The following is a 25,818-nucleotide window of genomic DNA, read 5'->3' as shown; positions in this document are numbered from 1 at the left end:
CTCTACGCGAGGACACGAGCGAGATATGGATTCGCCGCCGGCCGGACGGCCAGGCCCAGGGATGCGGTGGCCGCCGAGAGGGTCATGGCGTACGAGTGGACCGCGCGGCGCACGTTCGGCGCGTCGAGCCCCTTGCGGGTGGCCATGCGGTCCAGGTCCACGTAGGCCGAGCGGACGGTCTCGATCCAGCGGTACGCCCCCACGTCCTGCTGCCAGTTGTGGGTGTACTGCGCGGGCAGGCAGCGCTCCCAGCGCCGGAACATCCGGTGGCGGATCTCCGGCCGGGTCGGGGTCAGATGCATGTGCCGGACCAGGTCGTACAGCGGGTCGCCGACCAGGGCCATCTCCCAGTCGATGAGCGTCAGGCCGAACCCGTCCTCCCGGCGCACCAGGTTCCAGGGGTGCAGGTCGCCGTGCAGCAGGGCGGGAGCGCGGTGGGTCACCCTGTGCCGGGCGAGGATCTCCTGGAGCCGGGGGGCGTCGGGCAGTCCCAGGAAGCGGGCGAGCTGCCGTGACTCCTTGGGGAGACCGGCGACCAGGGTGACGAGCTGCTCGCTGAGCCAGCCGTAGAACCCGGTCCAGCCCGCCGTCGGGTCCACAGCGGTGTGGTCGATGCCCGTCAGTCCGGCGAGCTGGTCGACGAGGCCGTCCGCCTCGTGCGGGCGCAGCCCGTACACCGGGTGACTCGGATACTGCCAGGGGTCGCGGGGCCCTTCGTAGGTGAGGATGGTGAACCGGTCGTCGGGACGTGTCCGTCCGTCGGCGCCCCTGGCCAGATCCTGCCCCAGCGCGAGCACCCTGGGTGCGGCCACCGGCACCCCCGACCACTCGATCTGCCGGAGCACCGCGTGCTCGCTGAGGAAGCTGGGCTCGCGACGGCCGGCGTCCGCCCGGGAACGGCGGACCACCACGGGGAAGTCGATGCCCGGAACCCGGACGACCGAGTTCACGTGCGTGACGCCTTTGAACACCCGGGTGGACGGAGCCGCCGCCTCCAGCGCCAGTGCCTCCGCGACCGCGGAGTCCGGAAAGTCCGGGCGCTCGGGAAGACGCCTGTCGGGCACCCACCCGGCCGGCCTGCGGATCCGGCCCCGCCGGCCCTCGCCGAGTGCCTGCGCGGCCGCACGCCAGCGCACGAGAACGCCCTCGATCTCTGCCGCCTCAGGCACCCGGGGAAGCCGCAGCGGCTCCGCGGCGGCCTGCAGGGCCGTCTCCACGGCGTTCGTCGCCCTGTCCAGACTCCGCTGGTCGAAGGAGCCCTCCAGGGACTTCGCGGCCCGCATCACGTCCGGGTAGACGGACTGCGCCCGCTCGAAGGCCACGTAGTGCCGCAGGTCCTCGGCCAGCCCCCGCACGGCGGCGGGCCGGACCTTCCCCATGGCCTCCGCCCAGGCGTCGACGACCTCCGCCCACTGATGGGCCGGGTACTGCATACGCACCAGATGGATCGCGAGATCGTGCAGGTGGTCGCCGAAGGTGGCCAGTTCCCAGTCGACGCATATGAGCGGCGGATCACCGCCGTACGACATGATCACGTTGTCGCGGTGCAGGTCGGCGTGGAGCAGGCCGTAGGGCCGCCGGGTCATGGCCGGCACCCGGTCCGCGAACTCGGTCAGGGCGGACGCCGGGACGCCGAGGGTCGAGAACAGACCGCCGAAGTACGGCCAGTTGGGCTGCCGGATCCGGGTCTCCGCCAAGTGGGCCAGCGTCCGCAGGAAGCCCTGGCTGTCGGTGTGGTCCTCGGGCCAGACCTGCGGGAGGACGGGCAGCGCGCCAGGGGGCACCCGGGCGGTGCCGGCCAGCAGACCGGCCAGCGCCTTCACCAGCATTCCGTCCACCGGCATCCCGTTGGGACAGACCGACGAGAGCGGCACTCCCTCCACATAGCTGTGGACGGCGAACCCGTCGCCCTCGGCCAGGCACTCCGGCACATGGGGGAGCGCGTCCCCGAGGGCACCGAGGATCTCCGGCTCGTCGGCCCAGGTCCGGATCACCACGGGCAGTGCGTCCACCCGCCGGACGCGCGCGGTCACCGGGGTGCCGGCCGCACGGCCGACCAGCTGTGCCATCCGATCCGTCAGCGGGAGCACGTAGTTGTGGTTGTGAAAGCCGTGGGTCACCCGCCCTTTTTCGTAGGCGAGCTCGAGGAACGCTTCCAGCACGGCGGAGGCCCGGACTCCTTCGGTACGCCCCGGCCGTGTGCGGGGGTCGGGTGGTGCGCCCACGGGCCGCTCCTGGTGCTCAGGCGGAGAACGGACGAAGTACTCATACGATACGGCCGGCGCCACTCGGCCCGGCCGGAATCACGGCGGGCCTCGCCGTCCCAGGGCCCGTACTCGCGGTACCAGCGCGCAAGTGCCGAAGCGATCCTGCGGGTTCCCGGAACCGGGTCGAGCCCGAGCGGCAGCGCGGCGTCGGCCAGGACCCTGCGCAGCTTGAACGCGGCCGGAGCGATCTGCCGCCAGCTCGCCTCCGGACCGGCGTCCATCTGCAGAGCCGTCCGGATCACGTCGGTGAACACGGACTGTGCCTTCTTGTAGGCGAACAGACGTCCCAGATCGCTTTCCCACCCGCCGGCACTGCCGGTCCGGACCCCTTCGACGGTTTCACACCAGCGCCGCACGACCGCACGTGCCTGCCGTGTGGGGTAGCGCATCAGGTGGAGGTGGGTCGCCAGGTCGTACAGCGGGTCGCCGAACATCGCCAGTTCCCAGTCGATCGTCCACAGTCGCTGCATGGCGTCGACGATGAGGTTCTCGCGGTGCAGATCGGCATGCAGCAGGCAGAACGGCCGTTGCTTGAGTCCGGACACGTACTTCCGCAGGTGTCCGAACGACTCCGGGCCCAGTCCGAGGTCTTCGAACAGCCCGGCGAACTTGTCCTGGTTCGCGAGATAGACGCGCTGCTCGGTGAAAAGGACCAGACGGTCCAGAAAACCGTCGGTGTCACCGTCCTCGGGACGGTCGTCCGGCTCGCATCGCCGATCCACCGCGAGTGCGTCGGGCCGCACCGCGACCAGCTGCCGGAACATGTCCATGATCTGACGGACGTACATGTCGGGGACCGTGGCACCCGATCTGTGGAAATAGCCGAGCGTATGCCCTTCGATGAAACGCTGCAGACCGATGCCCCCCACCTCGATGATGTCGGGGATTCCACGGATCAGGCCACTGAGAGCCTGCAGCAGTTGCTCCTCGGACGAAAAGCAGCGGCGGTCGAACCAGAGCAGGTCGGCCCGCGGTTCTCGGCATTTCCACCGCCCCGACCGCTCGTCTTCCATGGCGTCGGACAACGGAAACACATAGGTCTCGTGGTGGTAGCCGCGAAGCGGTCCCTCGACCGCGCTCTCGTCACCACTCGCCTCGACCGCGTGCAGTCGGGCAAGGGAAGCTGGTTCGGGTGGCATTTCCTGTTTCTCTCGCCATGACCCTTCCGAAGGGTGCAGAAGTGGGAGCACGGTACTCCTCTTCGGACGGGCTCCGTGCCAGACCTCCACGACACGACGTGTCGAACCGGTTCCCGCCGGCCGGCGTGAGCTGCGGTGCTGGCCGCGGCGCCCGGCGTGGTCCACACTGGCCGGGGAACAGGAGGAGGCCCATGGGCAGCGCAGTCGATCAACGTGCGGCTCTGCAAAGGCTGCTGACAGACGTGCGTGCCGTACTGCTCGACTTCGACGGACCGGTCACCGACCTGTTCGGCGACCGGTCGACGGCTCCGGTCGCTCGCAAGATCAAGGCAGCCGTTCGGGCATTCTGGGGACCCCTCGACGCCGACGTCGAGGAATGCGACGACTCCCACGGCGTCCTGCGCCGTCTGAGGGACATGTACGACCGGCCGGCCCCGGACACCCGCGACCCGCGGGCCCTCGTGGCAGCCGAGGCCCTCGTCACCGACTACGAGTACGAAGCCGTCAAGTCGGCCCTTCCGGCTCCCCGGGTGAACCCCCTCATCGACGTGCTCTTCGACCACAAGCTTCCCCTCGTGATCGTCAGCAACAACTCCGACGGCCCCATCTGGGAGTTCCTCAAGGGTGAGAAGGTTCAACGGCAGGCCAAGGTCGACTTCGTCGTGGGCCGCGACCCGTTCGAACTCCGGCACATGAAGCCCGACCCCGACTCGGTGCACCGCGCCATGGAGCACCTCGGCCTGCCGGGCGGATCCTGCCTTCTCGTGGGGGACCAACTGACGGATCTCGAGGCTGCCCGGGCGGCCGGCACCCTCTTCCTGGGATACACCCAGTCACCCGAACGCGCGAAGAAGATGCTGGACCTCGGTGCCGACTGGGTCGTGTCCTCGCACCAGCCCCTCATCGAGGCCGTGGAAAGCCTGCCGGACAACGACTGATCCGTTTTTGCCACCCACTTGCCCGGGCATGATGGTGGCCAGGGGAACCACGGGAACTCGCCGCCGGATCGCAGCAGCGGCGCACACGGGGGGTACGTGTGTCATCTCGCACGCCGGGCGACGACGGCCCGAGCAGACTGGAACGCATCCGGGCCGCATTCGGCGCGTGGAAACCGCGCATCGTGCGATGGCTGCTCGCGCTCGTCGCACTGCTCGGCGTCGCCGCCGAGGTCATCGACCCGCTGGGCGATGCGCTCAAGGGGCGACAGCTGCTGGGCGGCTCGTTCGCCGCGCTGATGGCCCTCATCCTCTTCGACGCCATCAGCGAGTCGGAGCCGAAGGAGGTCTCCGGGGTTCATGTCTTCGCCGACCGCGACGAACTGCACGCGGAGTTCCGGGAGGCGTTCCGGGCCCGGCTCGTGCGGGTGGACTTCTCCGGCTTCACCATGCAGACGCTGCTGGACGCGCTGCGGGTACCGCTGGAGAAGATGGCCGACCACGAGGTACGCACGGTGGAGCTGAAGCTGTGCGTGATCATCGCCCATCTCAACCTGCCGATGGGGCTGCCCGGAGGCCTCGTCCCCGCTCCGCGCAGCGGTGAGCCGGACACCGAGATGTTCTACTTCCACGACTCGCCGGAGAACCGGCAGCGGATGCGGGACGACTTCACCAAGCACAACTGGATCACGCTGAAGAACCTGCTGCAGCGGGTCCACCAGCGCAATCCCGGGATCAGCATCTCCTGCGAGATCCGGGAGTCTCCGCAGATACCCGAGCGGAAGCTGTACATCCTCAACCAGGAGACGGTGTTCTCGACTCCCTACGGCATCGAGAACAGGGACATCACCTGGCGCGAGAACAGTTACCGGATCCTCGACACCGAAGGCTTCGGGCCGCTGTACGGGCAGGCCCGCTACATCGGCTGGGACCTGCGTTCGAAGTCACGCTCGACCCGGCAGATCGCGGAGCACCACATGGAGTGCCACCGCAACCTGTGGGAGAAGCTGGCCTACATCAAGCCGGAGAACCCGGTCATCCCCGATCCCGTGTGGGTCCCACCCGCACGCCGGACCGCCTCGTGAACGGTTGACCGGTCACCGGCACCGCAACGCCAGCAGCAGGGGCTCCAGGGAGCCGACGACGTGCTCGGCTCCGGCTTCCCGCAGAAGCTTGCCCTTCCGTTCGTTGCGCGCGTAGCCGAGGAACGGCACGCCTGCGTCGCGGGCGGCGGCCAGGTCGGAGGCGGAGTCGCCGATCATCAGGGCGGCCGTGGGCGCCGCGCCCATCGCGCTGAGGGCCCGGTTGAGGCAGTACGGGTCGGGCTTGAGCAGCTGCAGGTCCGTGGTGCGGCCGTAGATGTGGGGGCTGAAGCAGGAGGTGAGGCCGCGGGTGTCGAGGTAGGCGCGGACCACCCGGGGGGAGTTGTTCGTGGTGATGGCCAGGCGGGAGCCGACGGCGGTCCAGGTGCGGATCAGCGGGTCGGCGTAGGCGGTGGGCAACGCGGAGGCGGCGGCCCGCAGCTCCTCCTTGGTGAGACGTTCCTCCATTTCGACGACGAGGTCGCTGCCGGGGTGCCGGCGGTCCACGGCACGCAGCACCCCGTGCGGGTCCATCGCTTCGCGCTCGGTGTCGTCGAGCAGTCCGGGCAGCCCGTGCCCGGCCAGCCAGTCGACCAGTTCGGCCGCCACCCGTTCGGCCTTGTGCCTGGCGAACAGCCGGCAGATGGGCCCGTCGAAGTCCCAGAGAACCACCCGGGCGCGGCGCAGCAGTTCTCGTAGCTGTGCGGCCGTGCCGGCCGCCGTACCGGTCGTCGTGTCAGTCGTTGTCTCTGAGGTCACTAGGAGAGTGTCAGGTCCGTGGTGATGGTTTCCCAGAGGGCGTCGAACCACTTCTGGGACTGCTCCACGAACGCGGCGTCCCGCCGCCCGGCCCGTTTCTCGAAGGAGAACAGCAGGGACTCGGAGCCGAGGGTGTCGTACATCTCGAGCGTTCCGCTGTCCGTCGGCTCCTCGCGGCGCGCGATCATGTAGTACGCGAACAGCGCCTCCACACCGTTGAGCAGGTACAGCTTCGCCGGCGGGGTGAACGGCAGCGCCCGGAACGTGACGCGCACGTCGATGTCGTGGGTGGAGCGCAGCGCCTGGAGGTTGTACTGCAGCACCTGTCCCTGGGCGTTGCGCATCGCCAGCCAGCGCTCGTGCACGGCGTCGGCGTCGCCGTCGGCGTCGACGGAGACCGGGAAGGCGAGGTTGATGTCCCGGGACGGCAGCAGGATGCGTACGTCGATCCGGTCGGGGCGGATGCGGCCCTCGTGGATCAGCCGGAGCGGCTCGCCGAGGGCGGGGATGAGGGACTGCGCGGTCAGGCAGGCCGCGTCGATGCGCACGTGCGGCGCGGAGAACGCCTCGGTCAGCCGGGGGGCGAGGCCCACCATCGTCGGCTGGGGTTCGTCATGGGCGGGAGAGGCCGGCTCGGCGATCCGCGGCGGGCTGCCCTTACTGACGTTGCTGAGCAGACCGTCCTGCGCGAGTGCCCGCAGCGCCTGGCGTACGGCACCGCGCTCCACCCCGAACTCCTCCGCCAGCTCGGCCTGGGTGGGCAGGCGCTCGCCCGGCCTCAGGTCACCGCTGCGGATACGGCTGCGCAGGGTGTCGGCAATCTCCTGGGAGCTGAGCCTTCTGCTGCCGTTCACTGCCACGTTCTCCTGGGTCACGACCAAACGCTACAACCCTGGTCCATCTCAGGGGAGTTGTTCGAAGGTTGTTTGTAACTGATGCCCAAGTGGGGACAACTTAATCAGAGTTGGTTGCCAACTTGGTCAAGTTGGCAGACCGAAAGGGGGAACGTCCATGCCTGTCCTCGCGCTCCTCTCCGCCCTCGTCGTGGTCGGCTTCGAGCAGCTCGTCCAGTGGCGCTTCGGCGCCGTCGGCATCGCCGGGCTGCTGATGCTCACCGTCGGCGTCAAGGCCGGGAACCCGACCGTCAGCTCCGCCGGCGCCGTACTGCTCGCGGTGCTGCTCGCCGGACCCGCGCTATAGCGTCAGCACCAGTTCCGAACTGATCGTCTCCCACAGCGCGTCGAACCACAGGCGCGACTGCTCCACGAACACCTCGTCCCGGTGCCCGGCCCGCTGTTCGAAGGCGAACAGCACGGACCGGGTGCCGTCGGCGTCGTACAGCTCCACGTGCTCGTGCTCGATCTCCCGCTCGCGGCGGCCCAGCGTGTAGTACGCGAACAGCGCCTCGGCACCGTTGAGCAGGTACAGCTTCACCGGCGGGGTGAACGGCAGCGCCCGGAAGGAGACCTGGACGTCGATGCCGTGGGTGGTGCGCAGGGCCAGCAGGTTCTGCCGCAGCACCTGGCCCTGGGCGTTGCGCTGGGCCAGCCAGCGCCGGTGCAGCAGGCCGCCGTCGTCGGTGTCCACCGGCGTCGGGAAGGCGAGGTCGATGTGCCGGCTGGGCAGCAGCACCCGGACCTCGATCTTGGCCGGTTCCAGCCGTCCCGCGTGGATCTGCCGGAGCGGCTCGCCCATCGCCAGCGTGAGCGAGACGGAGGTGAGGCAGAGGGCGTCGATCCGCACGTGCCGGGCGGCGAATGCGGCGGCGATGCGCGGTGTCAGACCCACCATGGTGGGCTGCGGGGACGCCGCGGCACCGGCCGGGAGACCCACGGGCCGCGGCCCCGTCGCCACGGTGGCGGGGCTGCCCTTGGAGACGTTGGTGAGCAGCTGCTCCGACTGCAGTATGCGCAAGGCCTCACGCACGGCCGCGCGCTCGACGCCGAACTCGTCGGCCAGCTTGGCCTGCGTGGGCATGCGCTGACCCGGCCGCAGCTCGCCGGACCTGATCCGGCTGCGCAGTACGTCGGCGATCTCACGGTGGGACGAGCGGTGCCGCTGGGGCCTCGTCCGCCCACTGGCGGAGGCGTGCTCCGGGTCCACAGTCAAACGCTACAACTTCCCGCCAACTTAGGGCAGTTCGCCGACAGCTGGTTATGAGACGCTTCCGGCGGAGATAAGTAAAGTGAAGTTGGCAGCCAACTTGCCCGACATGGTCGAGCTTTCCAGTGGTTGGCCGACCGGGTTCCCTTCCGGAGGGGAGCCGGGAGCCCGGACAGGGGACGGCCACCGGAGCGCACAGTCACAACTGAACATCCGGCACAGCCACAACTGAACAGCGACATCGCACAGCCACAACCGAACAGCTCGCTACGGATGCACAGTCGGTCTCCCGACGGGAGAAGGGAGCCTCAGAAGAGGTCCGGGCACCACGGGCGCCCGGGCGAGCGGAACAGGGCGTCGGCCTTCCGGGCGGCGCCCTCTCGTTCTTCCCGGACCCGGCCGAGCGCGGCCAGCCGCAGCGCGGACTCGTCCCCGAGCCACAGCCGCGCCAACTCGGCAACCTCCAGTGTCAGATCGGCGCCCCCGGCGCCGACGGGTGTGCAGGACGCGCCCTCGGGCGAGGCCGCCAGCCGGAACCGGCCTCCCGCGAGACCGCCCTCGTCGACGACCTGGAGCACCAGCGCCCCCTCCCCGTCGTAGGTCCGCGCCTCCAGGGCCCGTACGACGTCCAGGATCCGCACCCACAGCCAGTCGGCGTGCTCGGTGACCCGGGCCGCGCGCGGGTCGGGCAGCAGATGCGGCAGCAGATCACCGGGGCCCCGCCAGCCCGACTTGACCTTGGTGATCCAATCGATCGAGCACAGGTACCACCACAGGGCGCGCTCGGCCGCCGGGCTGATGCCGATCAGCCAGTTGACGTCGGCGGTGTTGTGCGGCTGCTTGCCGTGCCAGTTGTCGTCGGACTCGTACGACACCAGGCCCTCGACCTCGCCGGCGGCCGACCGGTACACGGCGTAGAACGGCTCGGTCCAGTCGCCGACGCGGAGCGCTCCGGTGTTGAGCTGCCACCACCGCTCGTCCCGGCTGACCGCGCCCGGCTGGGCCCGGCGGAACCGCTCGTGCAGTTCGGGACCGAGCTTGCGCACGTCCTCGGCGTCCACCAGGTCGATCCGGCCGCCGTCCGCGGGGCCGGACCAGCGCGGGTCCAGGCCGGCCCGGGTCACGTCGACCGTCCACTCGGTCGTCCAGGCCGCCGGGCCGAAGCCGTACCGCCCGTAGATCGGGTACTCGGCCGCGATCAGCGTGGCCACGACGTCGCCGCGTTCCTTCGCCGCCGCGAGGTCCTGGTCCATCATCCGGGTCAGCAGGCCCCGGCGCCGGTGCGTCGGGCTCACCGTGACGTTGGAGATCGCGTCCGCGGGCACGGGTGTGCCGCCGACCGCGGTCAGTTCCTGGTCGAAGGAGCGCAGAGTGGCCACGCACCGGCCGCCGTCGAAGGCGCCCAGCCGGCGGCCCGGCATCCGGCGCCGGGCCTCGATCTGCTCCGGCGCCAGGACCGGCGGCCTCAGGAAGCCGGTGCACAGGGCGCGCTGCCAGTCCTCGAACTCGTCATCGGTGATGATCCGGACGTCGGTCATGAGGCCCACGGTAGGCGGACGGTTCCCGCGTGTCGCCCGGATTTCCGGGGCCCCGGCCGGCCCCGCTCACAGCAGCAGTTCGTCCACCTGGGCCTCGCCCTCCCGGTAGCGGCGCGCGATCTCCCCGCTGCAGTCGTCGACCGTGCGCTGCAGCCGCTGGCGGCACCGGGAGACCTGCTGCTCGTAGCGGACCAGCCGGCCCATGGCGGCGGTCAGTTCGTGGTCCGTGCGCGCTTTCAGGTCGGACAGTTCGACCTCCCCGAGCATCTCGGCGGCCAGCTGCCGGTACTCCTCGTTGTGCGGGGTGCCGAGGGTGACATGACGGGCCGAGGAGCGGTGCCGTGCCGGGGCGTCCTTCAGGATCTCCGGGAGCCGGTCGACCACCGAGCCGTCCGCCGGGGCCGGCACCGACGCCCGGCCGCGCCGGCCCAACTCCGCGCGCAGGATGTCGATCCGGCCCTGCAACAGCCGTCGCACATAGCTGAGGTCCGCCTCGTCGCGCTGGGCGTCGCGGCGCAGGACACGCAGCTCGGGCAGGCTCAGCCGGGGCAGGTCGGGCTCGGGCGGCTCGACGGGCAGCGCGGGATCCGCAGTGCCGTCGGCGCGCTGCGCGGGCGGCCGGCACGTCTTCGGCGTCCCCAGCCGCCCGCTGGTACTCGGTGTGCTCATCTGCTTCTGACCGTCCCCTCGACCGGCGTGTGGAAGCATCGTGCCACCCCAACCGGCCGCTATGTGACCGAGTGCCCCCGAACGGCCCCAGATGGGCGTGAAGAGATCCATAATGGACCCCCTGCGGCGGCGCGCCGGGCACCCGGCATGATGGTCCGCATGCGTGCGGTGGTGCAGAGAGTGAACGGCGCGAGCGTGGTCGTGGACGGCGAGACGGTCGGCGCGATCGAGGGCGAGGGGCTGTGCGTCCTCGTCGGTGTGACCCATGAGGACACCAAGGAGAAGGCGGCCCAACTGGCCCGCAAGCTGTGGTCGGTCCGGATGCTGCACGACGAGAAGTCGTGCAGCGACACCGCCGCCCCGCTCCTGGTGATCAGCCAGTTCACGCTGTACGGCGACGCCCGCAAGGGCCGCCGCCCCACCTGGAACGCGGCGGCCCCGGGCGATGTCGCCGAACCGCTGGTGGACGAGGTGGTGGCCCGGCTGCGCGCGCTGGGCGCGACGGTGGCGACGGGCCGCTTCGGCGCGCAGATGCAGGTGTCCCTGACGAACGACGGCCCGTTCACGGTGCTGCTGGAGATCTAGGCGCCCGTACCGGCGCCCCCGAAGGGGCGCGGGGAACTGCGCGACCAGCCCCCGCGCACCCGGGGCCGAACGACTACGGCTGGACCACGACCTCCTGCGCGGCAGCCGTCTCCCCGGCCAGGAGCCGCGCGTCGGTGGGTACGTTCCGCTTGACCAGCGCCAGGGCGACCGGGCCCAGCTCGTGATGGCGTACGGACGTCGTCACGAAGCCGATCTTGCGGCCCTCCGGGCCCTCGTCCGCGAGGCGGATGTCCGTGCCCGCCACCGGCAGATGGACATCGCTGCCGTCCAGGTGCAGGAAGACCAGCCGGCGGGGCGGCTTGCCCAGGTTCTGCACCCGGGCCACCGTCTCCTGGCCCCGGTAGCAGCCCTTCTGCAGATGCACCGCCGTGCCGATCCAGCCCAGCTCGTGTGGGATGGTCCGGTGGTCGGTCTCGAAGCCGAGCCGGGGCCGGTGCTGCTCGACCCGCAGCGCCTCGTAGGCGAGCAGCCCGGCGGCGGGCCCGTGACCGGCCGCGAACTCCTCCAGGGCGGCGCGCGGCAGGAACAGGTCACGCCCGTACGCCGTCTCGCGTACGACGACCCCCTCCGGCACGGCGGCGATCGAGCCGGCGGGCAGGTGCACCACGGCGGTGTCCCCGGTGCGGTCGGCGACCTCCACCCGGTAGAAGAACTTCATCGACTCCAGGTACGCGATCAGCGCGTCCTGCGTGCCGGGCTCCACGTGCGCCCAGACGGTCGTACCGTCGTCCACCAGGTACAGCGCGTGCTCGATGTGCCCGTGCGCGGAGAGGATCAGAGCCTCGGTGGCCTCGCCGACGGGCAGTTCGCTGACGTGCTGGGTGAGCAGGAGGTGCAGCCAGCTCAGCCGGTCCTCGCCGGTGACGGTGACGACACCGCGGTGCGAGAGGTCGACGAAACCGGTGCCGTCGGCGAGTGCGCGCTGCTCGCGGAACAGGTCGCCGTAGTGGGCGGCGACACCTTCGTCCACGCCCTCGGCGGGGACGGCGCCGGGCAGGGACAGCAGGGGGCTTTTCATACGGCAAGCCTACGACGTGGTAGTTGAGCCCTTCAGCGAACAGTCCTGGCAACGGCCGAAGATCGCGAAGTGCTTCATGTCGGTGTCGAACCCGAACTGCTGCCGCAGCTTGGCCGTGAACTCGGCCGCCACCTCCATGTCCGCCTCGATGACGTTCTCGCAGTCCCGGCACACCAGGTGCAGATGGTGGTGGCGGTCGGCGAGGTGGTAGGTCGGCGCGCCGTGGCCGAGGTGGGCATGACTGACCAGGCCCAGTTCCTCCAGCAGTTCCAGCGTCCGGTAGACGGTGGAAATGTTGACCCCCGACGCCGTCTTCCTCACTTCCACGAGGATGTCGTCGGGGGTCGCGTGCTCAAGGGTGTCCACGGCTTCGAGGACAAGCTGCCGCTGCGGCGTCAGCCGGTAGCCGCGCTGCCTGAGGTCGCTCTTCCAGTCGGTGCTCACCACACCGACGAGTCTAGAACTACTTGAAGAAGGCGATGCCGTCGTCCGGCATGTCGTCGGGCAGGGCCTTGGCCCAGCGCTCGACGTCCTCCGGCGTGACGACCTTCTTCAGCTGGGCCGACATGTAGGGGCGCAGCGGGACCTCGGCGGTCTGCTTCTCACCGACCCACATGAGATCGCCCTTCACGTACCCGTACAGCCGCTTGCCGCCGCTGTACGGCTGCGCGGCGGGCGTGCGGGCGACGGTGTCCGTGACCAGGTCGATCTGCGGCTTCTTGTCGGCCATCTCGCCGTACCAGATCTCGATGACACCGTCGTCGCGGCTCATCGTGACCTCGACCTTGCGCTCGGCGTCGATCCGCCAGAAGCCGGACTCCGACTCCAGCGGGCGGACCTTGTTGCCGTCCTCGTCCAGCACCCAGGTGTGCGAGTGGTACTCCAGGAAGTCCCGGCCGTCGTGGCTGAAGGTGACCTCCTGACCGAAGTTGCACTTCTGAGAGCCGGGGAAGTCGTGCACGCCCGCGCCGGCCCACTTGCCGAGCAGGAAGGCGAGCGGGACGAGGTCCTTGTGCAGGTCGGACGGGATCTCGATCATGGCGGAAGTTCCTAGGTGTGGATCAGCGCTGGCCCTGGTACAGCTTCTTCACGGTCAGACCGGCGAAGGCGAGCACGCCGACGCAGACCAGGACCAGCAGGGTTTCGAAGAAGATCTCCACGGGTGCTCCTTGAGCGAGGGTCGGGGGTCCCCCTGCCCGGAGAGCTCGGGGGAGGACGACAGAGCCGGAGCCCAGCTTACGCGGCCCGGGCCCGGCTCTCCTGACGAGGTCCGCTCAGGTGAGCAGCTCGGTCTGCAGGGTGACCGTCTGCCGGAACGGCACCGCGTCCACCCCGCCCTTCCGGGACAGCGTGATCACCGCGACGGTGTCCCCGGCCGAGAGGTACGCCTGCCGGACCTGCTCGGCGCCGTACGGCTTGCTCTCGGTGAACGGGACGAACGTGACGTCGTCGAACCGGGCCTTCGCCGGGAACGTCTCGTCCAGCTCGTAGCCGTCGGCACCACGCATCAGGTAGGTAGGGGCCGAGGAGCCGACGAGGTCGCCGGTGAGCAGCTCCTCGGCGACGGCGGCGGTGCCGAACTGCAGCAGCTGGATCCGGGTGCGGGTGCCGTCCGGGGCGGTCCAGCCGCGGGCCGCGATGTGCCGCAGGCCGAAGTCGGTGAGCTTCTGGCCCAGCTCCCGGCGGTTGTCCCGGCCCGGGTACTGGGCGAGGAAGTCCTTCGTCGCCAGCCAGCCGTCCGTGCCGCGCATCGCCGGGTCCGCCATGGCGCCCTCGGGTGCGGGCAGCAGCAGGGCCCGCAGGTCGGCGTAGTGCGCCCCTGCTCCGTTCCCGGCGGCGAGCGGTCCGGGGCTGCCGGCCGGCAGCGGCGGCCTGACCAGTTCGGGGTACTCCCAGCGCCCGTCGGATGCGGTGGCGAGGCCGGGCAGGTCCGTACGGTCCATCCGGGTCACCCCGTACGCCGTGCCGGCTCCGGCCACGGCGAGGACGGCCACGGCCGCGGTCCACCGCAACGCGGCCCGCAGCGCCCTGCGGTCCTTCTTCGGAGCGGCGGCGGGAAGGGCGGGCGGGGGGCCCGCGGGCAGCGGCGGAAGGCCGGGCACCGCCGGCTCCGGGGCCGGCTGCTCCGCCTGTGTCTGCTCGGTCATACGGCCTTCCCCGGGTCCTTGATGCGGTCGAGCTGGGCGGCGACCATCTGCGCCACGCCCTTCTTGTCCAGCGGCTTGGCCGCGGTCGCGGTGGTGGAGACGAGGACGTCCCCGACGTAACCGGAGCACACCATCATGTCGAGCTTCTCGCCCGGGTCGGCCGGCGGCAGGAAGCAGGCGGTGTCCTCGTGTCCCGCGATGGCCGGACCCTTGCGGAAGATCTTCATGGCCTCCGCGAACTCGTGCTGGTAGGTCGTCATGGAGCGCACGGTCCGCCGGTCCATCCGCGTCAGCACGATCTGCAGGGTGAACAGACCACCGGAGGCGGCCTCGTCCTCGTCGAACTCCGCGGAACTCAGGTAGCTGCGCATCGCCATGCCCTTGACCGGGTTGCGGTCGATCTGGCGCTCCAGCAGCCGCCGCTGGGACCGGGGCAGCTCCGCCAGCGACCGCTTGCGCAGGGCCGTGGCCTGCCGGCCGGACAGCTCGGTGTCCGAGCCGAACTCGTCCAGGTCCGGGCCCCGCCCGTACTGGTCGTCGCCGTAGGGCAGCAGCATGGCGCTCAGCCCCGTGTCCCCGGCCTTGGCCGGCTTGCCCGCGGAGGGCTTCGGCAGACGCCAGGTGGCCGCGCCCGGGTCCCGGTCGGCGCCGTGCACGGTGACCGCCGTCCAGCCGACGCCCGCGACGACGGCGAGCAGCAGCGCGGCACCACCGGCGACCAGGGCGGGACGGCGGCGGGCACGGCGCGGACGGGCCGGGAGAGGGGGCTCCGGCCCGTCCTGGGCCGCCGGCGTCTCGCATGCCGTCGTCTCGGACGCGGCAGTCACGGATGCTGCCGTCTCGGAGACCGCCGTCTCGGAGACCGCCGTCTCGGATGCTGCCGTCACGGATGCTCCCGTCACGGATGCTCCCGTCTCGGAGACCGCCGTCACGGATGCTGCCGTCACGGATGCTGCTGTCTCTGCCTCCGAGTGCTCCGGGTGCTCCGGGTGCTCGGTTCTTTCGGTCGTCACAGCCGCTCCATCTGCCGCTTCGCCAGGTCCAGGATCGTCTTCTTCCGGACCGGCCTGGTGTCGGTCACCCAGATCTCCATGGCCACGTCCCCGCGCCACGCGTGTGCCTCCGCCGTGTACATGGTCCTGCCGTACGCGGTCACGGGCGTGCGGTGCACGTAGGCCATGCCGTCGCCCGTGCCGGGAATCGCCCAGCTGTCGGCTTCGCCGTCGTCCGCGGCGTAGAAGTAGGCGTCCTCGGTCACGTGCTGGGCGCCGAGATACTCCTCCTGCCGGTACTGGATCAGCTGGATCCCGACGGTGCGGGTGCCGTCCTCGCGCCAGCCGACGGCGGCGGAGCGGCGGAACTCCGAAGCGAGCTGCCAGGCGTAGCCGCGGGCCGGGTCGTTGTAGCCCTCCGCCACCTGCTCCAGGCTCGCCCAGCCGTCCTTTCCGGAGCGGGTCGGTGTCTCGCGCGCGTCGCCCGGCTTCTTCAGCAGGAGCCTGCGCAGGTCGCCGTCGAACTTGACCTTGCGGTCCTGCGCGGCGGACAGCGGTTCCGGTGCCTTGCCGCCGGCCTGTGCCAGTTTCGGCTGCGACAGCGGGGGCAGCGCGGTGGGCTCGCGGTCGGCCTGCACGAGGTAACCGGCGCAGGTGCCGGAGATCAGGCCGAGCAGGGCGGCGCCGGCCAGGAGCACGGGCATACGGACCCGCCGCCGCACCGGCTCGGGCATCTCCTGGTCCGGCTCAGGTATCTCCTGGTCCGGCTCGGTCTTCTGCTCCGGCTCGGTTCTCTCCGGCTCCGGCTCGGTTCTCTCGGACGCTTCCAAGGGTCTCCTTCCAGGGAAGAGGAATCACGTCTTCCTCATTCGCGCTTTCACAGGAGACTCGTGGCATGTGCATGGAGTTGTGGGCAAGCGGATTACGATTCGGTCATGGCGAAAAAGCTCGTGATCAAGGTGACGGCCGGGGCGGACGCCCCCGAACGCTGTTCGCAGGCGTTCACGGTGGCGGCGGTGGCCGTGGCCAGCGGGGTCGAGGTCTCTTTGTGGCTCACCGGGGAGTCGTCCTGGTTCGCGCTGCCGGGGCGGGCCGCCGAGTTCGAGCTGCCGCACGCGGCCCCGCTGCCGGACCTGGTCGAGTCGGTCCTCGCCGCGGGCCGGATCACGCTGTGCACGCAGTGCGCGGCCCGCCGGGAGATCACCGAGAAGGACGTCATCGAGGGCGTACGGATCGCCGGCGCGCAGGTCTTCGTGCAGGAGGCCCTGGCGGACGACACGCAGGCCCTCGTCTACTGAGCCCCTGGCTCTACGGCCGCGGGCGCCGCTTCCCGTCCAGCTCGTCCCACCACTCGTCGGACTGCGGGTCCCCGGAGGGGTCGTCCCACCAACGGTCGTCCGGGCCCCGGCGGTTGGCGATCATCGCCGCGACCGGCGGGATGACCATGGCCACGACACACATGCCGACGGCCGCCGGCACGGACCACAGGCGCACGACCCCCCACGCCAGGACGAAGAGGCCGATGCAGGTCCCCATCATGGCGAAGTAGACGTGCCGCCGACGGGCGTACATACGTCAAGAGTAGGACGGCGGGCCCTGTCACAACTGATCCACAATTCACCTCCGGCCGGCCGCGGCAGAGTTACCGTGGCGTAGACGCACCGCATTCCGAACATCGCCACCCCCGGGGGAACCACCACATGCGCGCCCTGCGAATACTCCTGATCGTCGTCGTGATCCTGGGCGGGCTCTTCGTGATCGCGGACCGGGTCGCCGTGCACTTCGCGGAGGGCGAGGCCGCGGACAAGCTCAAGGCGACGGAGAACCTGGCCTCCACCCCGGACGTGGACATCAAGGGCTTCCCGTTCCTGACCCAGGTCGCGGGCGGCTCCCTGGACGACGTCGAGGTCGGCATCGAGGACTACGAGGCGGCCACCGGCAAGCCCGGCCAGACCATCCGGATCGACGACCTGAAGGCCGACATGAAGGGCGTCGAGTTCTCCGGCGACTACAGCTCCGCCACCGCGGCCAGCGCGACCGGCACCGCGACGGTCTCCTACGCCGAGCTGCTGAAGACCGCCAAGTCGGAGCCGACCGAGGTGGCCCCCGGGGTCACCGCCCGGGTCGTCGGCCTCTCCGACGGCGGCAACGGGAAGATCAAGGTGAAGGTGGAGGGCACCGTCTCGTCCCTCGGGATCAAGCAGACGGTGAACGTGCTCAGCTCGGTGACCGTGGTGAACAACAAGGTCGAGGTGCACGCGGACTCGCTGCCCAAGCTGGGCGCCGCCGCGATCGCCGAGAACCGCATCCGTCAGATCACCGACTTCCAGCAGGCCATCGACCAGCTGCCGGGCGGCATCAAGCTGGACAAGGTGCAGGCCGCACCGGACGGCGTGGAGATCTCGGTGAAGGGTTCGGACGTCAGGCTGGCGGGGTGAGGGAGCACCGGCCCGCCGACGGACACGGGAGTCCGACAGGCGAGACGGTGGAGTCCGCAGCGTAGAAACACCGACCTGCACAAGCGCCCGGAGGCCGCACGGCGGCCTCCGGGCGCTTCTCGTGTCCCGCCATGCGGACGATCGCGTCTCGTCATATGACACGCCGGTGACACGCCCGCCCGGACGTCCCTACGATCGACGTCATGAAGCGACAGGCGGATCTCACGAAGCGGCGGGCAGTGGACCTGTGCCGCGTTGCCGCCATGCTCTGTCGCCCCTTCTGAGCGAAAGTCCCCGACTTCCGCATCTCACCCCCGCCCTGCTGGAAGGGCACCCGTGCGCCGCTCGGCCGACGAGCGCGCACCCCTCTCTACTCGCACGCCCCGCCGCGACTGCCCCGGAGGAATGAGCATGAGCCGCAGCGACGTCCTGGTCGACGCCGACTGGCTCCAGGAGCACCTGGACGACCCGACCATCGCGATCGTCGAGGTGGACGAGGACACGTCCGCCTACGAGAAGAACCACATCAAGAACGCGATCCGCATCGACTGGACCAAGGACCTCCAGGACCCGGTCCGCCGTGACTTCATCGACCAGGAGGGCTTCGAGAAGCTCCTGTCGAAGAAGGGCATCGCCAACGACACGCTGGTGATCCTCTACGGCGGCAACAACAACTGGTTCGCGTCGTACGCCTACTGGTACTTCAAGCTGTACGGCCACGAGAACGTCAAGCTCCTCGACGGCGGCCGCAAGAAGTGGGAGCTGGACGCCCGCGAGCTGGTCGCCGGCGACGAGGTCCCCGAGCGCCCGGCCACCGACTACAAGGCCAAGGCGCAGGACACCACGATCCGCGCCTTCCGCGACGACGTCGTGGCCGCGATCGGCGCGCAGAACCTGGTCGACGTCCGCTCGCCCGACGAGTTCTCCGGCAAGCTGCTCGCCCCGGCCCACCTCCCGCAGGAGCAGTCGCAGCGCCCGGGCCACGTCCCGACCGCCCGCAACATCCCGTGGTCGAAGAACGCCAACGACGACGGCACGTTCAAGTCGGACGAGGAGCTGAAGGCCCTCTACGCCGAGGAGAGCGTCGACCTCGCCAAGGACACGATCGCCTACTGCCGCATCGGTGAGCGCTCGGCCCTGACCTGGTTCGTGCTGCACGAGCTGCTCGGCGTGGAGAACGTCAAGAACTACGACGGCTCCTGGACCGAGTACGGCTCCCTCGTCGGCGTGCCGATCGAGCTCGGCGCCAACAAGTAATCCATCCCGACCGACCTTCTGGTCAGACCCCTCTGGAGAGACAGCATGTGCGGAGCGAAGGCCGGCGGCCCGGACGCCTCGACGATCAAGCCCGGTGAGACCACGATCCAGGGCCAGGTGACCCGCGACGGCGAGCCGGTGACGGGCTACGTCCGACTCCTCGACTCGACCGGCGAGTTCACGGCGGAGGTCCCCACCTCCGCGACCGGTCAGTTCCGTTTCTACGCGGCCGAGGGCACGTGGACCGTCCGGGCGCTGGTGCCGGGCGGCACGGCCGACCGCACGGTCGTCGCCCAGCAGGGCGGCCTGGCCGAGGTCGCCATCGCGGTCTGACCGGACCGCATGAGCCACGAGGGCTCGGTGACGAGCTGAAGGGCCGTATCCCCTGGGTTGGACGCCAGTGGGGATGCGGCCCTTCGGCTGTTCGGTCGCCCGTGGGGACTGCCGGAGTCTTCCTTCCTCGACGGCACAGCCGGGGACCGGACGCAGCGGCCGGCTGTCCCTGCCACTCCACTCCACCGCCGACGGGACGCAGCATCACTTAGGGGCCGGCTCGGTCCCGGTACTCGCCGACCTTGCCCGTGGCGGAGTGAACTGGTCGAGGAAATCAGTTCAGTTGAGCTACTGCAACCGTGCGTACGGTGCAATGTGCGACTTGGCCCTGAACCCGGCCGAGTCCCGGAAGTTCGTCTTGCGGACGGTGGAGGAAGTGCCGTGCGAGCCATCGACGTCAGGGGTTGAGATCCAGTACGCGGACCGGTTCACCGATCCATCGGTCCGGTACGACGCTCACCGGGCTGCCGCTATGGCGGCGCGCCGGTCCCGGGCTTCCTCGGGGATACGGACGTCGGCGTCAGGCATTGTCGGGTTCCCCTCCGCACCTGAGGGTACGGGTACGTACCCGTACCCCGTCCGGATCCGTGAAATCGCCTCCGTGCTCCGTGTATCGCACCGCGGCTGGCCGACGGGAGCCCTAGCCCAGCGCCCGGCCCAGTACCCACACCACCGGTGCCGCCGCCGACAGGGGCAGGGCCACGCCGGCCGTGAAGTGGACGAAGCGGGACGGGTAGTCGTAGCTCGCCACCCGGTGGCCGATCAGGGCGCACGCCGCGGCGCCCGCGCCCAGGGCGGCGCCCTTGGCGCCGAGGCCGGTCATGCCGCCCACGGCGATGCCCGCGCCGGCGGCGGCCAGCAGCGCGACCACGACCGACGCCGGGGTCGGCAGGGGCAGGGCCCGGGCCAGGACCGCCACCGCGACCGCCGCGGCGCCGACGGAGACCGCGTGCGGGTCGGCGGCCAGGTACCCGGTGGCGAGGACCGCGAGCGCCGCCGAGGCGACCGTCGCCATCAGGCCGTACATCCGCTCGTCCGGCGAGGCGTGCGAGCGCAGCTGGAGGACGAGGGAGAGCAGGACCCAGATGCCGAGCGCGCCGAGGATGGCCACCAGGGCGTGGTCGCGGCCGGCGGCCAGGACCGCGGCATCGGCCGTCAGCGCGCCCGCGAAGGCCAGCGCGATGCCCTGCCGGGCGGGCCACATGCCGTTCAGCCGGAACCAGCCCGCGGCCGTCACGGCCTGGAGCAGCACCAGCGGCCCGGCGAGGGCGTACGAGGCGACGGGGGCTGTCGCGGCCAGCAGCAGGCCCAGCAGCGCGGTGAGCGCCGCCGGCTGCATGCCGGGCTCGATGATCGGCGAACGGCCCTCCAGACGGGCCCGCTGGGCGTCGGTGATACGCGCGTTGCCGCTGAGGGTCGCGGGACCGTAGGCCGGGCCGGCCTCGTCTTCAGCCGCCGCTTCCGGCGCCGCCGGTGCCGTTGTTGCCCCGGGTGCCGGTGCCGCTCCCGTCGTCCGTGCCGGTGCCGCCGTCTGTGCCGGTGCCGGTTCGGGCTGCGGTGCGGACGCGTACGGCTCCTCGAACTGCTGGCGCTGCTGGGGCTGCTGCTGGTACGACGCCGCCGCCTGCTGGTACTGCGACTCCTGGTACTGCGACTCCTGATACCGGGACTCGGGGTACGAGGAATCGGGGTACCGGGGCTCCGGGTACTGGGCTTCCCGGTAGTGAGACTCCTGATACACCGGCTGCTGATACGGCTGCTGCTGCTCCTGCCGGGGCAGGTACGCCGTCTCCGCCGCCTGCACCGGCGCGTGCGTCTGCGTCTCCCAGGTCTGGCCCTGCCACTGCTGGGTGAGCTGCGGGTCCTGGCCGGGCTGCTGCCCGTACTGCGGCTCGTGCCCGGGCCACTGCTGCTGGTAGGGGTCGTAGCCCTCGTAGGGGCCGCCCTGGTACGGCTGATCGGTCATCGCTCACCCTCCTGCGAACGGCGGGAGCACCTCGACCGTGCCGCCCTCGGCCAGCCGTACCGTCTCATGCGCGCGGGTCCCGACGGGGTCGCCGTCGACGAGGAAAGAGCATCGCAGCAGCACGCGCGTCAGCTCACCGGGGTGTCGCGCACGCACGGAGGCCAGCGCGTCGGCCAGCGTGTCCGCCTCGTACGGCTCCTCGGCGACCTGGGCCGCGGCCTTGGCGGCGGCCCAGTAGCGCACCGTGACCTTGGGCATCTGGATCCTCAATCGACGGCAGGAAACAAGAAAAGACTAAAGACAGTGTGAGTCAGGCTAGCCCGCCGCCGACACCGCCCAGTCCCCGATCCGGGCCACCAGGGCGTCGTCCGCCGCGTGCTCGGCGTGGCCCATGCCCGGTTCCACCCAGAGTTCGGCGTGTCCGCCGGCCGCCGCGGCGAGCATCCGGGGGTGGTCGAGCGGGAAGTAGCCGTCGCGGTCGCCGTGCACGATCAGCAGCGGAGTGGGCGCGATCTTCGGCACCGCTTCCGTCGGCGAGAGCGGGACCGGATCCCACTCGCGGTGGTGAATGCGGGTACGCAGGCCGTAGCGGCCGACCAGGCGGCCCTCGGGACGGGTGACCAGCCAGTGCAGGCGGCGCATGGGGGCGGTGCCCCGGTAGTACCAGCGGGCCGGGGCACTGACCGAGACCACCGCACAGGCCGTGCCGGGGTGCAGCGCCGCGTGCCGCAGCACCACCGAGCCGCCCATGGAGAAGCCGACGGTCACCACACGCGCGTGCCCGAAGCCGCGGGCCCACTCCACTGCCGCGGCGAGATCGAGCACCTCCTTGTCGCCGACCGTGGACCGGCCGCCGGAGCGTCCGTGACCGCGGAAGGAGAAGGTGACGACGGCGCCGTGACCGCGCAGGACGCCGGCCACCCGTCGTACGTGCGGCCGGTCGACGTCCCCGGTGAAGCCGTGTGCGATCACGAACACCAGGTCACGCGAGGGAGAAGAAGAGGCGTCCGGGAATGTTTCGTATACAGCCGGGCCCGGGTCGTATACAGACTCGACCGGAATTCCGTCGGCCGTGCGCAGAAACGTCCGGATAGGGCCCCGTCTGCCTGTCTCGGAATGCGGACGAACGATGGAACCTGCCACATGACCCGACGGACGGTTGCTCATGTGGGCTATTCTGCTGGGTAGAGGACTCGGGCAGCGTAGCCCCCGGGTCCTTTTGTGCTTTCGGAAGCGTTGTATACAAAGCGTGGAAGCCTCAGGTGACCGCGGGTGTACGGGGCCTTTCGGGATCGCAGAGCAGTTCCGTACCGCACACGTCCTCGCAGGGACCGAGGAGGAACCAGACGTATGAGTTCTCTGCTGCTCCTGACCAACGCCCTCCAGCCCTCCGCGGAGGTGCTGCCCGCCCTCGGCCTGCTCCTGCACAACGTGCGGGTGGCCCCGGCCGAGGGACCCGCTCTGGTCGACACCCCGGGTGCCGACGTCATCCTGGTCGACGGCCGCCGCGACCTGCCCCAGGTACGCAGCCTCTGCCAGCTGCTCCGCTCCACCGGCCCCGGCTGCCCCCTGCTCCTCGTCGTCACCGAGGGAGGCCTCGCCGCCGTCACCGCCGACTGGGGCATCGACGACGTCCTCCTCGACACCGCCGGTCCCGCGGAGGTCGAGGCCCGGCTGCGGCTCGCCATGGGCCGGCAGCAGATCGTGGCCGACGACTCGCCGATGGAGATCCGCAACGGCGACCTGTCGGTCGACGAGGCCACCTACTCCGCCAAGCTCAAGGGCCGGGTCCTGGACCTGACCTTCAAGGAGTTCGAGCTGCTCAAATACCTCGCGCAGCACCCGGGCCGGGTCTTCACCCGCGCCCAGCTGCTGCAGGAGGTGTGGGGCTACGACTACTTCGGCGGCACCCGGACGGTCGACGTGCACGTACGGCGGCTGCGGGCCAAGCTCGGCCCGGAGCACGAGTCGCTGATCGGAACCGTCCGGAACGTCGGTTATCGATTCGTTACGCCCGAGAAGGGCGAGCGGCCGGGCGAAGAAGCCAAGGCGAAGGCGGGCCGGGCAAAGCCGGAAGATGCGGACGCAACCGCCGCCCTGGACGGCACAGAGGTGCACGCCGACGCATAGCCGGTGCGCGAGGGGCGCCCGGCCGAAGCATTGCTGTTGCACAGCCGGCATGCGATACGCCCTGCCCGGAGAGGGTCAATCCGCGTAGACTCCGCGCGTGGCCAAGGTGACTCGGGACGATGTGGCACGGCTGGCGGGGACCTCCACCGCCGTCGTGAGCTATGTCATCAACAACGGACCCCGGCCGGTCGCCCCGGCCACGCGCGAGCGTGTCCTCGCCGCGATCAAGGAACTGGGGTACCGGCCCGACCGGGTCGCCCAGGCGATGGCCTCCCGGCGCACCGACCTGATAGGCCTCATCATCCCGGACGCCCGTCAGCCCTTCTTCGGCGAGATGGCGCATGCGGTCGAGCAGGCCGCCTCGGAGCGCGGAAAGATGGTCCTCGTCGGAAACACCGATTACATCGGTGAACGCGAGGTTCACTATCTGCGCGCCTTCCTCGGCATGCGGGTCTCCGGCCTGATCCTCGTCTCGCACGCCCTGAACGACTCGGCCGCCGCCGAGATCGACGCCTGGGACGCCCGGGTGGTGCTGCTGCACGAGCGCCCGGAGGCCATCGACGACGTGGCCGTGGTGACGGACGACCTGGGCGGCGCCCAGCTCGCCGTACGCCACCTGCTGGAGCACGGCTACGACTACGTCGCCTGTATGGGCGGCACGGCGGACACGCCGGCCGTCGGCGACCCGGTCTCCGACCACGTCGAGGGCTGGAAGCGGGCCATGGCCGAGGCGGGCCTGACCACCGAGGGCCGGCTGTTCGAGGCGCCGTACAACCGCTACGACGCCTACCGCGTGGCCCTGGACGTCCTGTCCGGCCCGCACCGGCCGCCCGCGATCTTCTGCTCCACCGACGACCAGGCGATCGGCTTGCTGCGGGCCGCGCGCGAGCTGCGCATCGACGTGCCCGGACAGCTGGCGGTGGCCGGGTTCGACGACATCAAGGAGGCCGCGCTCGCCGACCCGCCGCTGACCACGGTCGCCTCGGACCGCTCGGCGATGGCCCGGGCGGCGGTCGACCTGGTGCTGGACGACGGGCTGCGGGTTGCCGGGTCCCGGCGCGAGCGGCTGAAGACGTTCCCGTCACGGCTGGTACTGCGGACGAGCTGCGGCTGCGTGGGCTGACCACCCCGGCAGGGCCTTCCCTGCCGGGCTTTCCCGGCAGGGGCTTCCCGGCAGGGGCTCCGGTGGATGCTTCCCGGCAGGGCTTTCCCGGCAGGGGCTTCCCGGCAGGGGCTCCGGTGGATGCTTCCCGGCAGGGCTTTCCCGGTAGGGGCTTCCCGGTAGGGCTTTATATCGGGCAAACAAGGTTCTGCCGGGCTTCTCAGGGAGCCCTCAGGAAGCTCTCATGGTCGCGGGGAACTCTTCTTGTCATGACCGAGAGCCAGGGCACATACGAGCAGCCGCACTCCTACTCTGCCCCCGTGAACCCGGAGTGGCCGCCCCCGCCGCCGTACCAGCCGGCCGTGGAGCCCACCGCGCACAAGAAGAAGCGCACCAGCCGTCCCGTCGCCCTGCTCGCGGCGGTCGCGATCGTCGCGGCGGCGGTCGGCGGTGGCACGGCCTACGCCTTCCAGGAGCTGGCCGGCAAGGACACCGTCGCCAGTGCCGGCACCGGCACCCCGGTGGTGCCGGCCGGCAAGAAGGGCGACGTCGCCGCCATCGCCGCCGCAGTCACCCCGAGCGTGGTGGAGATCAACGCGACGCTCGCGACCGGATCCTCCACCGGCTCCGGCGTGATCATCACGTCCGACGGCGAGATCGTCACCAACAACCACGTCGTCTCGGGCGCCGACTCGATCAAGGTGCGCACGAGTGACGGCAAGAGCTACACCGCCGAGGTCGTCGGCACCGACAGCTCCAAGGACCTCGCCCTGATCAAGCTCACGGGTGCCTCCGGTCTGAAGCCGGCGGCCCTCGGTGACTCCGACAGCGTCCAGGTCGGGGACACGGTCGTCGCCATCGGCTCCCCCGAGGGCCTGACCGGCACCGTCACCAGCGGCATCGTCTCCGCCCTGGCCCGGGACGTCACCGTCTCCACCGACGAGGGCCAGGCGCAGGGCCGGGGCGGCGACGGGCAGTGGCCGTTCCAGTTCGGCGGCCGTGAGTTCAACGGCGACACCGGCTCGTCCACGACCACGTACAAGGCCATCCAGACCGACGCGTCCCTGAACCCCGGCAACTCCGGCGGAGCCCTGATCGACTCGAGCGGTCGCATCATCGGCATCAACTCCGCGATGTACTCGTCGGCCTCCCAGTCCTCCTCGTCCTCGGACGCGGGCAGCATCGGCCTCGGCTTCGCCATCCCCGTCGACACCGTCAAGTCCGACCTGGCCAAGCTCCGGGCGGGCTCCGGCAGCTAGCGGCCGGGAGCGGGACGGCACCCGGGCAGCGCCGAAGAGACAGACAGCACGGAAAGCACACCCACCCACCACACAGGC

General features: G+C 70.6%; 29 protein-coding genes and 1 pseudogene. 13 read left to right on the top strand and 17 right to left on the bottom strand.

The window, feature by feature from the left end; translation table 11 throughout:
* Positions 1–2: 2 nt before the first annotated feature.
* On the bottom strand, positions 3–2,225 hold the full coding sequence (locus ACZ4SF_RS18110) for a phosphotransferase (protein ID WP_468385054.1): 2,223 nt from the start codon (positions 2,223–2,225) through the stop codon (positions 3–5).
* A complete protein-coding gene (locus tag ACZ4SF_RS18105; protein ID WP_468385051.1) occupies positions 2,117–3,457 on the bottom strand; it encodes a phosphotransferase in 1,341 nt (446 codons plus the stop codon). Before ACZ4SF_RS18105 ends, ACZ4SF_RS18110 begins: the two co-directional genes overlap by 109 nt.
* Positions 3,458–3,597: 140 nt before the next feature.
* Between ACZ4SF_RS18105 and ACZ4SF_RS18100 the strand changes: the two genes are divergently transcribed.
* Together ACZ4SF_RS18100 and ACZ4SF_RS18095 are read left to right on the top strand one after the other, a co-directional pair.
* Entirely contained in the window at positions 3,598–4,344 is a 747-nt protein-coding gene (locus tag ACZ4SF_RS18100; protein ID WP_468385048.1) for an HAD family hydrolase, read from the top strand.
* Between the two features lie 98 nt (positions 4,345–4,442).
* Positions 4,443–5,426 (top strand): hypothetical protein, encoded by a 984-nt coding sequence (locus ACZ4SF_RS18095; RefSeq protein WP_468385045.1) that lies wholly within the window; start codon positions 4,443–4,445, stop codon positions 5,424–5,426.
* Positions 5,427–5,438: 12 nt separating this feature from the next.
* On the opposite strand, the gene ACZ4SF_RS18090 is transcribed toward ACZ4SF_RS18095, so the two are convergent.
* Together ACZ4SF_RS18090 and ACZ4SF_RS18085 are read right to left on the bottom strand one after the other, a co-directional pair.
* Positions 5,439–6,182, bottom strand: a complete 744-nt coding sequence (locus ACZ4SF_RS18090) for an HAD family hydrolase (RefSeq protein WP_468385042.1) — start codon at positions 6,180–6,182, stop codon at positions 5,439–5,441.
* Entirely contained in the window at positions 6,182–7,063 is an 882-nt protein-coding gene (locus ACZ4SF_RS18085) for a winged helix-turn-helix domain-containing protein (protein ID WP_468385039.1), read from the bottom strand. Before ACZ4SF_RS18085 ends, ACZ4SF_RS18090 begins: the two co-directional genes overlap by 1 nt.
* A 130-nt stretch (positions 7,064–7,193) precedes the next feature.
* Here ACZ4SF_RS18085 and ACZ4SF_RS18080 point away from each other — a divergent pair, with 130 nt between their 5' ends.
* On the top strand, positions 7,194–7,382 hold the full coding sequence (locus ACZ4SF_RS18080) for a hypothetical protein (protein WP_468385036.1): 189 nt from the start codon (positions 7,194–7,196) through the stop codon (positions 7,380–7,382).
* On the opposite strand, the gene ACZ4SF_RS18075 is transcribed toward ACZ4SF_RS18080, so the two are convergent.
* The 3 genes from ACZ4SF_RS18075 to ACZ4SF_RS18065 all read right to left on the bottom strand — a co-directional run bounded on the left by ACZ4SF_RS18075 (position 7,377) and on the right by ACZ4SF_RS18065 (position 10,492).
* The gene (locus tag ACZ4SF_RS18075) at positions 7,377–8,291 is read right to left on the bottom strand and encodes a winged helix-turn-helix domain-containing protein (protein ID WP_468385033.1); all 915 of its coding nucleotides are present in this window, start codon (positions 8,289–8,291) and stop codon (positions 7,377–7,379) included. The genes ACZ4SF_RS18080 and ACZ4SF_RS18075 overlap by 6 nt on opposite strands.
* Positions 8,292–8,593: 302 nt before the next feature.
* Entirely contained in the window at positions 8,594–9,823 is a 1,230-nt protein-coding gene (locus tag ACZ4SF_RS18070; RefSeq protein ID WP_468385030.1) for a GNAT family N-acetyltransferase, read from the bottom strand.
* Positions 9,824–9,889: 66 nt separating this feature from the next.
* Positions 9,890–10,492: an RsiG family protein gene (locus ACZ4SF_RS18065; RefSeq protein WP_468385027.1), complete on the bottom strand. Its 603-nt coding sequence runs from the start codon at positions 10,490–10,492 to the stop codon at positions 9,890–9,892.
* A gap of 159 nt (positions 10,493–10,651) precedes the next feature.
* On the opposite strand from ACZ4SF_RS18065, the gene dtd reads away from it, so the two are divergent.
* Positions 10,652–11,077, top strand: coding sequence for a D-aminoacyl-tRNA deacylase (gene dtd, locus ACZ4SF_RS18060; RefSeq protein WP_468385024.1), 426 nt, complete (start codon positions 10,652–10,654; stop codon positions 11,075–11,077).
* A gap of 73 nt (positions 11,078–11,150) precedes the next feature.
* Here dtd and ygfZ read toward each other — a convergent pair whose 3' ends face one another.
* From ygfZ to ACZ4SF_RS18030, 6 genes are all read right to left on the bottom strand, one after another.
* Positions 11,151–12,116: a CAF17-like 4Fe-4S cluster assembly/insertion protein YgfZ gene (gene ygfZ, locus ACZ4SF_RS18055; protein WP_468385021.1), complete on the bottom strand. Its 966-nt coding sequence runs from the start codon at positions 12,114–12,116 to the stop codon at positions 11,151–11,153.
* Between the two features lie 9 nt (positions 12,117–12,125).
* Entirely contained in the window at positions 12,126–12,563 is a 438-nt protein-coding gene (locus tag ACZ4SF_RS18050; RefSeq protein WP_468385018.1) for a Fur family transcriptional regulator, read from the bottom strand.
* A gap of 16 nt (positions 12,564–12,579) precedes the next feature.
* Entirely contained in the window at positions 12,580–13,155 is a 576-nt protein-coding gene (locus tag ACZ4SF_RS18045) for a heme-binding beta-barrel domain-containing protein (RefSeq protein WP_468385015.1), read from the bottom strand.
* Between the two features lie 235 nt (positions 13,156–13,390).
* Complete coding sequence (locus ACZ4SF_RS18040) at positions 13,391–14,263, bottom strand: hypothetical protein (RefSeq protein WP_468385012.1); 873 nt, start codon at positions 14,261–14,263, stop codon at positions 13,391–13,393.
* On the bottom strand, positions 14,260–15,150 hold the full coding sequence (locus tag ACZ4SF_RS18035) for a hypothetical protein (RefSeq protein WP_468385010.1): 891 nt from the start codon (positions 15,148–15,150) through the stop codon (positions 14,260–14,262). Before ACZ4SF_RS18035 ends, ACZ4SF_RS18040 begins: the two co-directional genes overlap by 4 nt.
* Positions 15,151–15,272: 122 nt before the next feature.
* Positions 15,273–16,085, bottom strand: a complete 813-nt coding sequence (locus ACZ4SF_RS18030; protein ID WP_468385007.1) for a hypothetical protein — start codon at positions 16,083–16,085, stop codon at positions 15,273–15,275.
* A 105-nt stretch (positions 16,086–16,190) separates the two neighbouring features.
* On the opposite strand from ACZ4SF_RS18030, the gene ACZ4SF_RS18025 reads away from it, so the two are divergent.
* Positions 16,191–16,553, top strand: a complete 363-nt coding sequence (locus tag ACZ4SF_RS18025; protein WP_468385005.1) for a DsrE family protein — start codon at positions 16,191–16,193, stop codon at positions 16,551–16,553.
* Between the two features lie 10 nt (positions 16,554–16,563).
* Here the strand turns inward: ACZ4SF_RS18025 and ACZ4SF_RS18020 are convergent, their stop codons facing one another.
* On the bottom strand, positions 16,564–16,827 hold the full coding sequence (locus ACZ4SF_RS18020; protein WP_468385002.1) for a DUF3099 domain-containing protein: 264 nt from the start codon (positions 16,825–16,827) through the stop codon (positions 16,564–16,566).
* Positions 16,828–16,955: 128 nt separating this feature from the next.
* On the opposite strand from ACZ4SF_RS18020, the gene ACZ4SF_RS18015 reads away from it, so the two are divergent.
* The 5 genes and pseudogenes from ACZ4SF_RS18015 to ACZ4SF_RS17995 form a co-directional block, all read left to right on the top strand.
* Positions 16,956–17,693, top strand: a complete 738-nt coding sequence (locus ACZ4SF_RS18015) for an LmeA family phospholipid-binding protein (RefSeq protein ID WP_468384999.1) — start codon at positions 16,956–16,958, stop codon at positions 17,691–17,693.
* Positions 17,694–17,896: 203 nt separating this feature from the next.
* Positions 17,897–17,977 carry an Ms5788A family Cys-rich leader peptide gene (locus tag ACZ4SF_RS18010; protein ID WP_350751515.1) on the top strand — a complete coding sequence of 27 codons (81 nt, stop codon included), beginning with the start codon at positions 17,897–17,899 and terminating at the stop codon, positions 17,975–17,977.
* Between the two features lie 127 nt (positions 17,978–18,104).
* Positions 18,105–18,950: a sulfurtransferase gene (locus ACZ4SF_RS18005; RefSeq protein ID WP_468384996.1), complete on the top strand. Its 846-nt coding sequence runs from the start codon at positions 18,105–18,107 to the stop codon at positions 18,948–18,950.
* A gap of 45 nt (positions 18,951–18,995) precedes the next feature.
* On the top strand, positions 18,996–19,283 hold the full coding sequence (locus ACZ4SF_RS18000; RefSeq protein WP_004986406.1) for a DUF1416 domain-containing protein: 288 nt from the start codon (positions 18,996–18,998) through the stop codon (positions 19,281–19,283).
* 252 nt (positions 19,284–19,535) lie between these two features.
* A pseudogene (locus ACZ4SF_RS17995) lies at positions 19,536–19,680 on the top strand (XRE family transcriptional regulator); the annotation flags it as partial.
* A 243-nt stretch (positions 19,681–19,923) separates the two neighbouring features.
* On the opposite strand, the gene ACZ4SF_RS17990 reads toward ACZ4SF_RS17995, so the two are convergent.
* Genes ACZ4SF_RS17990 through ACZ4SF_RS17980 form a run of 3 tightly spaced genes read right to left on the bottom strand, consistent with a single transcriptional unit; the run spans position 19,924 to position 22,416 of the window.
* Entirely contained in the window at positions 19,924–21,249 is a 1,326-nt protein-coding gene (locus ACZ4SF_RS17990) for a hypothetical protein (protein WP_468384994.1), read from the bottom strand.
* Positions 21,250–21,252: 3 nt separating this feature from the next.
* Entirely contained in the window at positions 21,253–21,507 is a 255-nt protein-coding gene (locus tag ACZ4SF_RS17985) for a MoaD/ThiS family protein (protein WP_468384991.1), read from the bottom strand.
* A 57-nt stretch (positions 21,508–21,564) separates the two neighbouring features.
* Positions 21,565–22,416: an alpha/beta hydrolase gene (locus tag ACZ4SF_RS17980; protein WP_468384989.1), complete on the bottom strand. Its 852-nt coding sequence runs from the start codon at positions 22,414–22,416 to the stop codon at positions 21,565–21,567.
* Between the two features lie 183 nt (positions 22,417–22,599).
* Between ACZ4SF_RS17980 and ACZ4SF_RS17975 the strand changes: the two genes are divergently transcribed.
* The 3 genes from ACZ4SF_RS17975 to ACZ4SF_RS17965 all read left to right on the top strand — a co-directional run bounded on the left by ACZ4SF_RS17975 (position 22,600) and on the right by ACZ4SF_RS17965 (position 25,740).
* Complete coding sequence (locus ACZ4SF_RS17975) at positions 22,600–23,379, top strand: winged helix-turn-helix transcriptional regulator (protein ID WP_468384986.1); 780 nt, start codon at positions 22,600–22,602, stop codon at positions 23,377–23,379.
* A gap of 97 nt (positions 23,380–23,476) precedes the next feature.
* Positions 23,477–24,502, top strand: coding sequence for a LacI family DNA-binding transcriptional regulator (locus tag ACZ4SF_RS17970; RefSeq protein WP_468384984.1), 1,026 nt, complete (start codon positions 23,477–23,479; stop codon positions 24,500–24,502).
* A 248-nt stretch (positions 24,503–24,750) separates the two neighbouring features.
* Positions 24,751–25,740 (top strand): S1C family serine protease, encoded by a 990-nt coding sequence (locus ACZ4SF_RS17965; RefSeq protein WP_468384981.1) that lies wholly within the window; start codon positions 24,751–24,753, stop codon positions 25,738–25,740.
* The last annotated feature ends 78 nt before the right edge of the window (positions 25,741–25,818 follow it).

The sequence above is a fragment of the Streptomyces sp. NPDC027663 genome (assembly GCF_055566415.1).
The sequence above is the reverse complement of the archived record's forward strand: the minus strand, read 5'-3'. Positions and strand labels throughout refer to the sequence as shown.

Excerpts from the sequence above, each read along its gene's own strand:
- ygfZ (WP_468385021.1), bottom strand. The coding sequence starts at position 12,116 with ATGAAAAGCCCCCTGCTGTCCCTGCCCGGCGCCGTCCCCGCCGAGGGC.
- ACZ4SF_RS18010 (WP_350751515.1), top strand. The coding sequence starts at position 17,897 with ATGAAGCGACAGGCGGATCTCACGAAGCGGCGGGCAGTGGACCTGTGC.
- ACZ4SF_RS17980 (WP_468384989.1), bottom strand. The coding sequence starts at position 22,416 with ATGAGCAACCGTCCGTCGGGTCATGTGGCAGGTTCCATCGTTCGTCCG.
- ACZ4SF_RS18025 (WP_468385005.1), top strand. The coding sequence starts at position 16,191 with ATGGCGAAAAAGCTCGTGATCAAGGTGACGGCCGGGGCGGACGCCCCC.
- dtd (WP_468385024.1), top strand. The coding sequence starts at position 10,652 with ATGCGTGCGGTGGTGCAGAGAGTGAACGGCGCGAGCGTGGTCGTGGAC.
- ACZ4SF_RS17975 (WP_468384986.1), top strand. The coding sequence starts at position 22,600 with ATGAGTTCTCTGCTGCTCCTGACCAACGCCCTCCAGCCCTCCGCGGAG.
- ACZ4SF_RS18080 (WP_468385036.1), top strand. The coding sequence starts at position 7,194 with ATGCCTGTCCTCGCGCTCCTCTCCGCCCTCGTCGTGGTCGGCTTCGAG.
- ACZ4SF_RS18015 (WP_468384999.1), top strand. The coding sequence starts at position 16,956 with ATGCGCGCCCTGCGAATACTCCTGATCGTCGTCGTGATCCTGGGCGGG.
- ACZ4SF_RS18000 (WP_004986406.1), top strand. The coding sequence starts at position 18,996 with ATGTGCGGAGCGAAGGCCGGCGGCCCGGACGCCTCGACGATCAAGCCC.
- ACZ4SF_RS17965 (WP_468384981.1), top strand. The coding sequence starts at position 24,751 with ATGACCGAGAGCCAGGGCACATACGAGCAGCCGCACTCCTACTCTGCC.
- ACZ4SF_RS17990 (WP_468384994.1), bottom strand. The coding sequence starts at position 21,249 with ATGACCGATCAGCCGTACCAGGGCGGCCCCTACGAGGGCTACGACCCC.
- ACZ4SF_RS17985 (WP_468384991.1), bottom strand. The coding sequence starts at position 21,507 with ATGCCCAAGGTCACGGTGCGCTACTGGGCCGCCGCCAAGGCCGCGGCC.
- ACZ4SF_RS18040 (WP_468385012.1), bottom strand. The coding sequence starts at position 14,263 with ATGACCGAGCAGACACAGGCGGAGCAGCCGGCCCCGGAGCCGGCGGTG.
- ACZ4SF_RS18065 (WP_468385027.1), bottom strand. The coding sequence starts at position 10,492 with ATGAGCACACCGAGTACCAGCGGGCGGCTGGGGACGCCGAAGACGTGC.
- ACZ4SF_RS18100 (WP_468385048.1), top strand. The coding sequence starts at position 3,598 with ATGGGCAGCGCAGTCGATCAACGTGCGGCTCTGCAAAGGCTGCTGACA.
- ACZ4SF_RS18045 (WP_468385015.1), bottom strand. The coding sequence starts at position 13,155 with ATGATCGAGATCCCGTCCGACCTGCACAAGGACCTCGTCCCGCTCGCC.
- ACZ4SF_RS18020 (WP_468385002.1), bottom strand. The coding sequence starts at position 16,827 with ATGTACGCCCGTCGGCGGCACGTCTACTTCGCCATGATGGGGACCTGC.
- ACZ4SF_RS18005 (WP_468384996.1), top strand. The coding sequence starts at position 18,105 with ATGAGCCGCAGCGACGTCCTGGTCGACGCCGACTGGCTCCAGGAGCAC.
- ACZ4SF_RS18070 (WP_468385030.1), bottom strand. The coding sequence starts at position 9,823 with ATGACCGACGTCCGGATCATCACCGATGACGAGTTCGAGGACTGGCAG.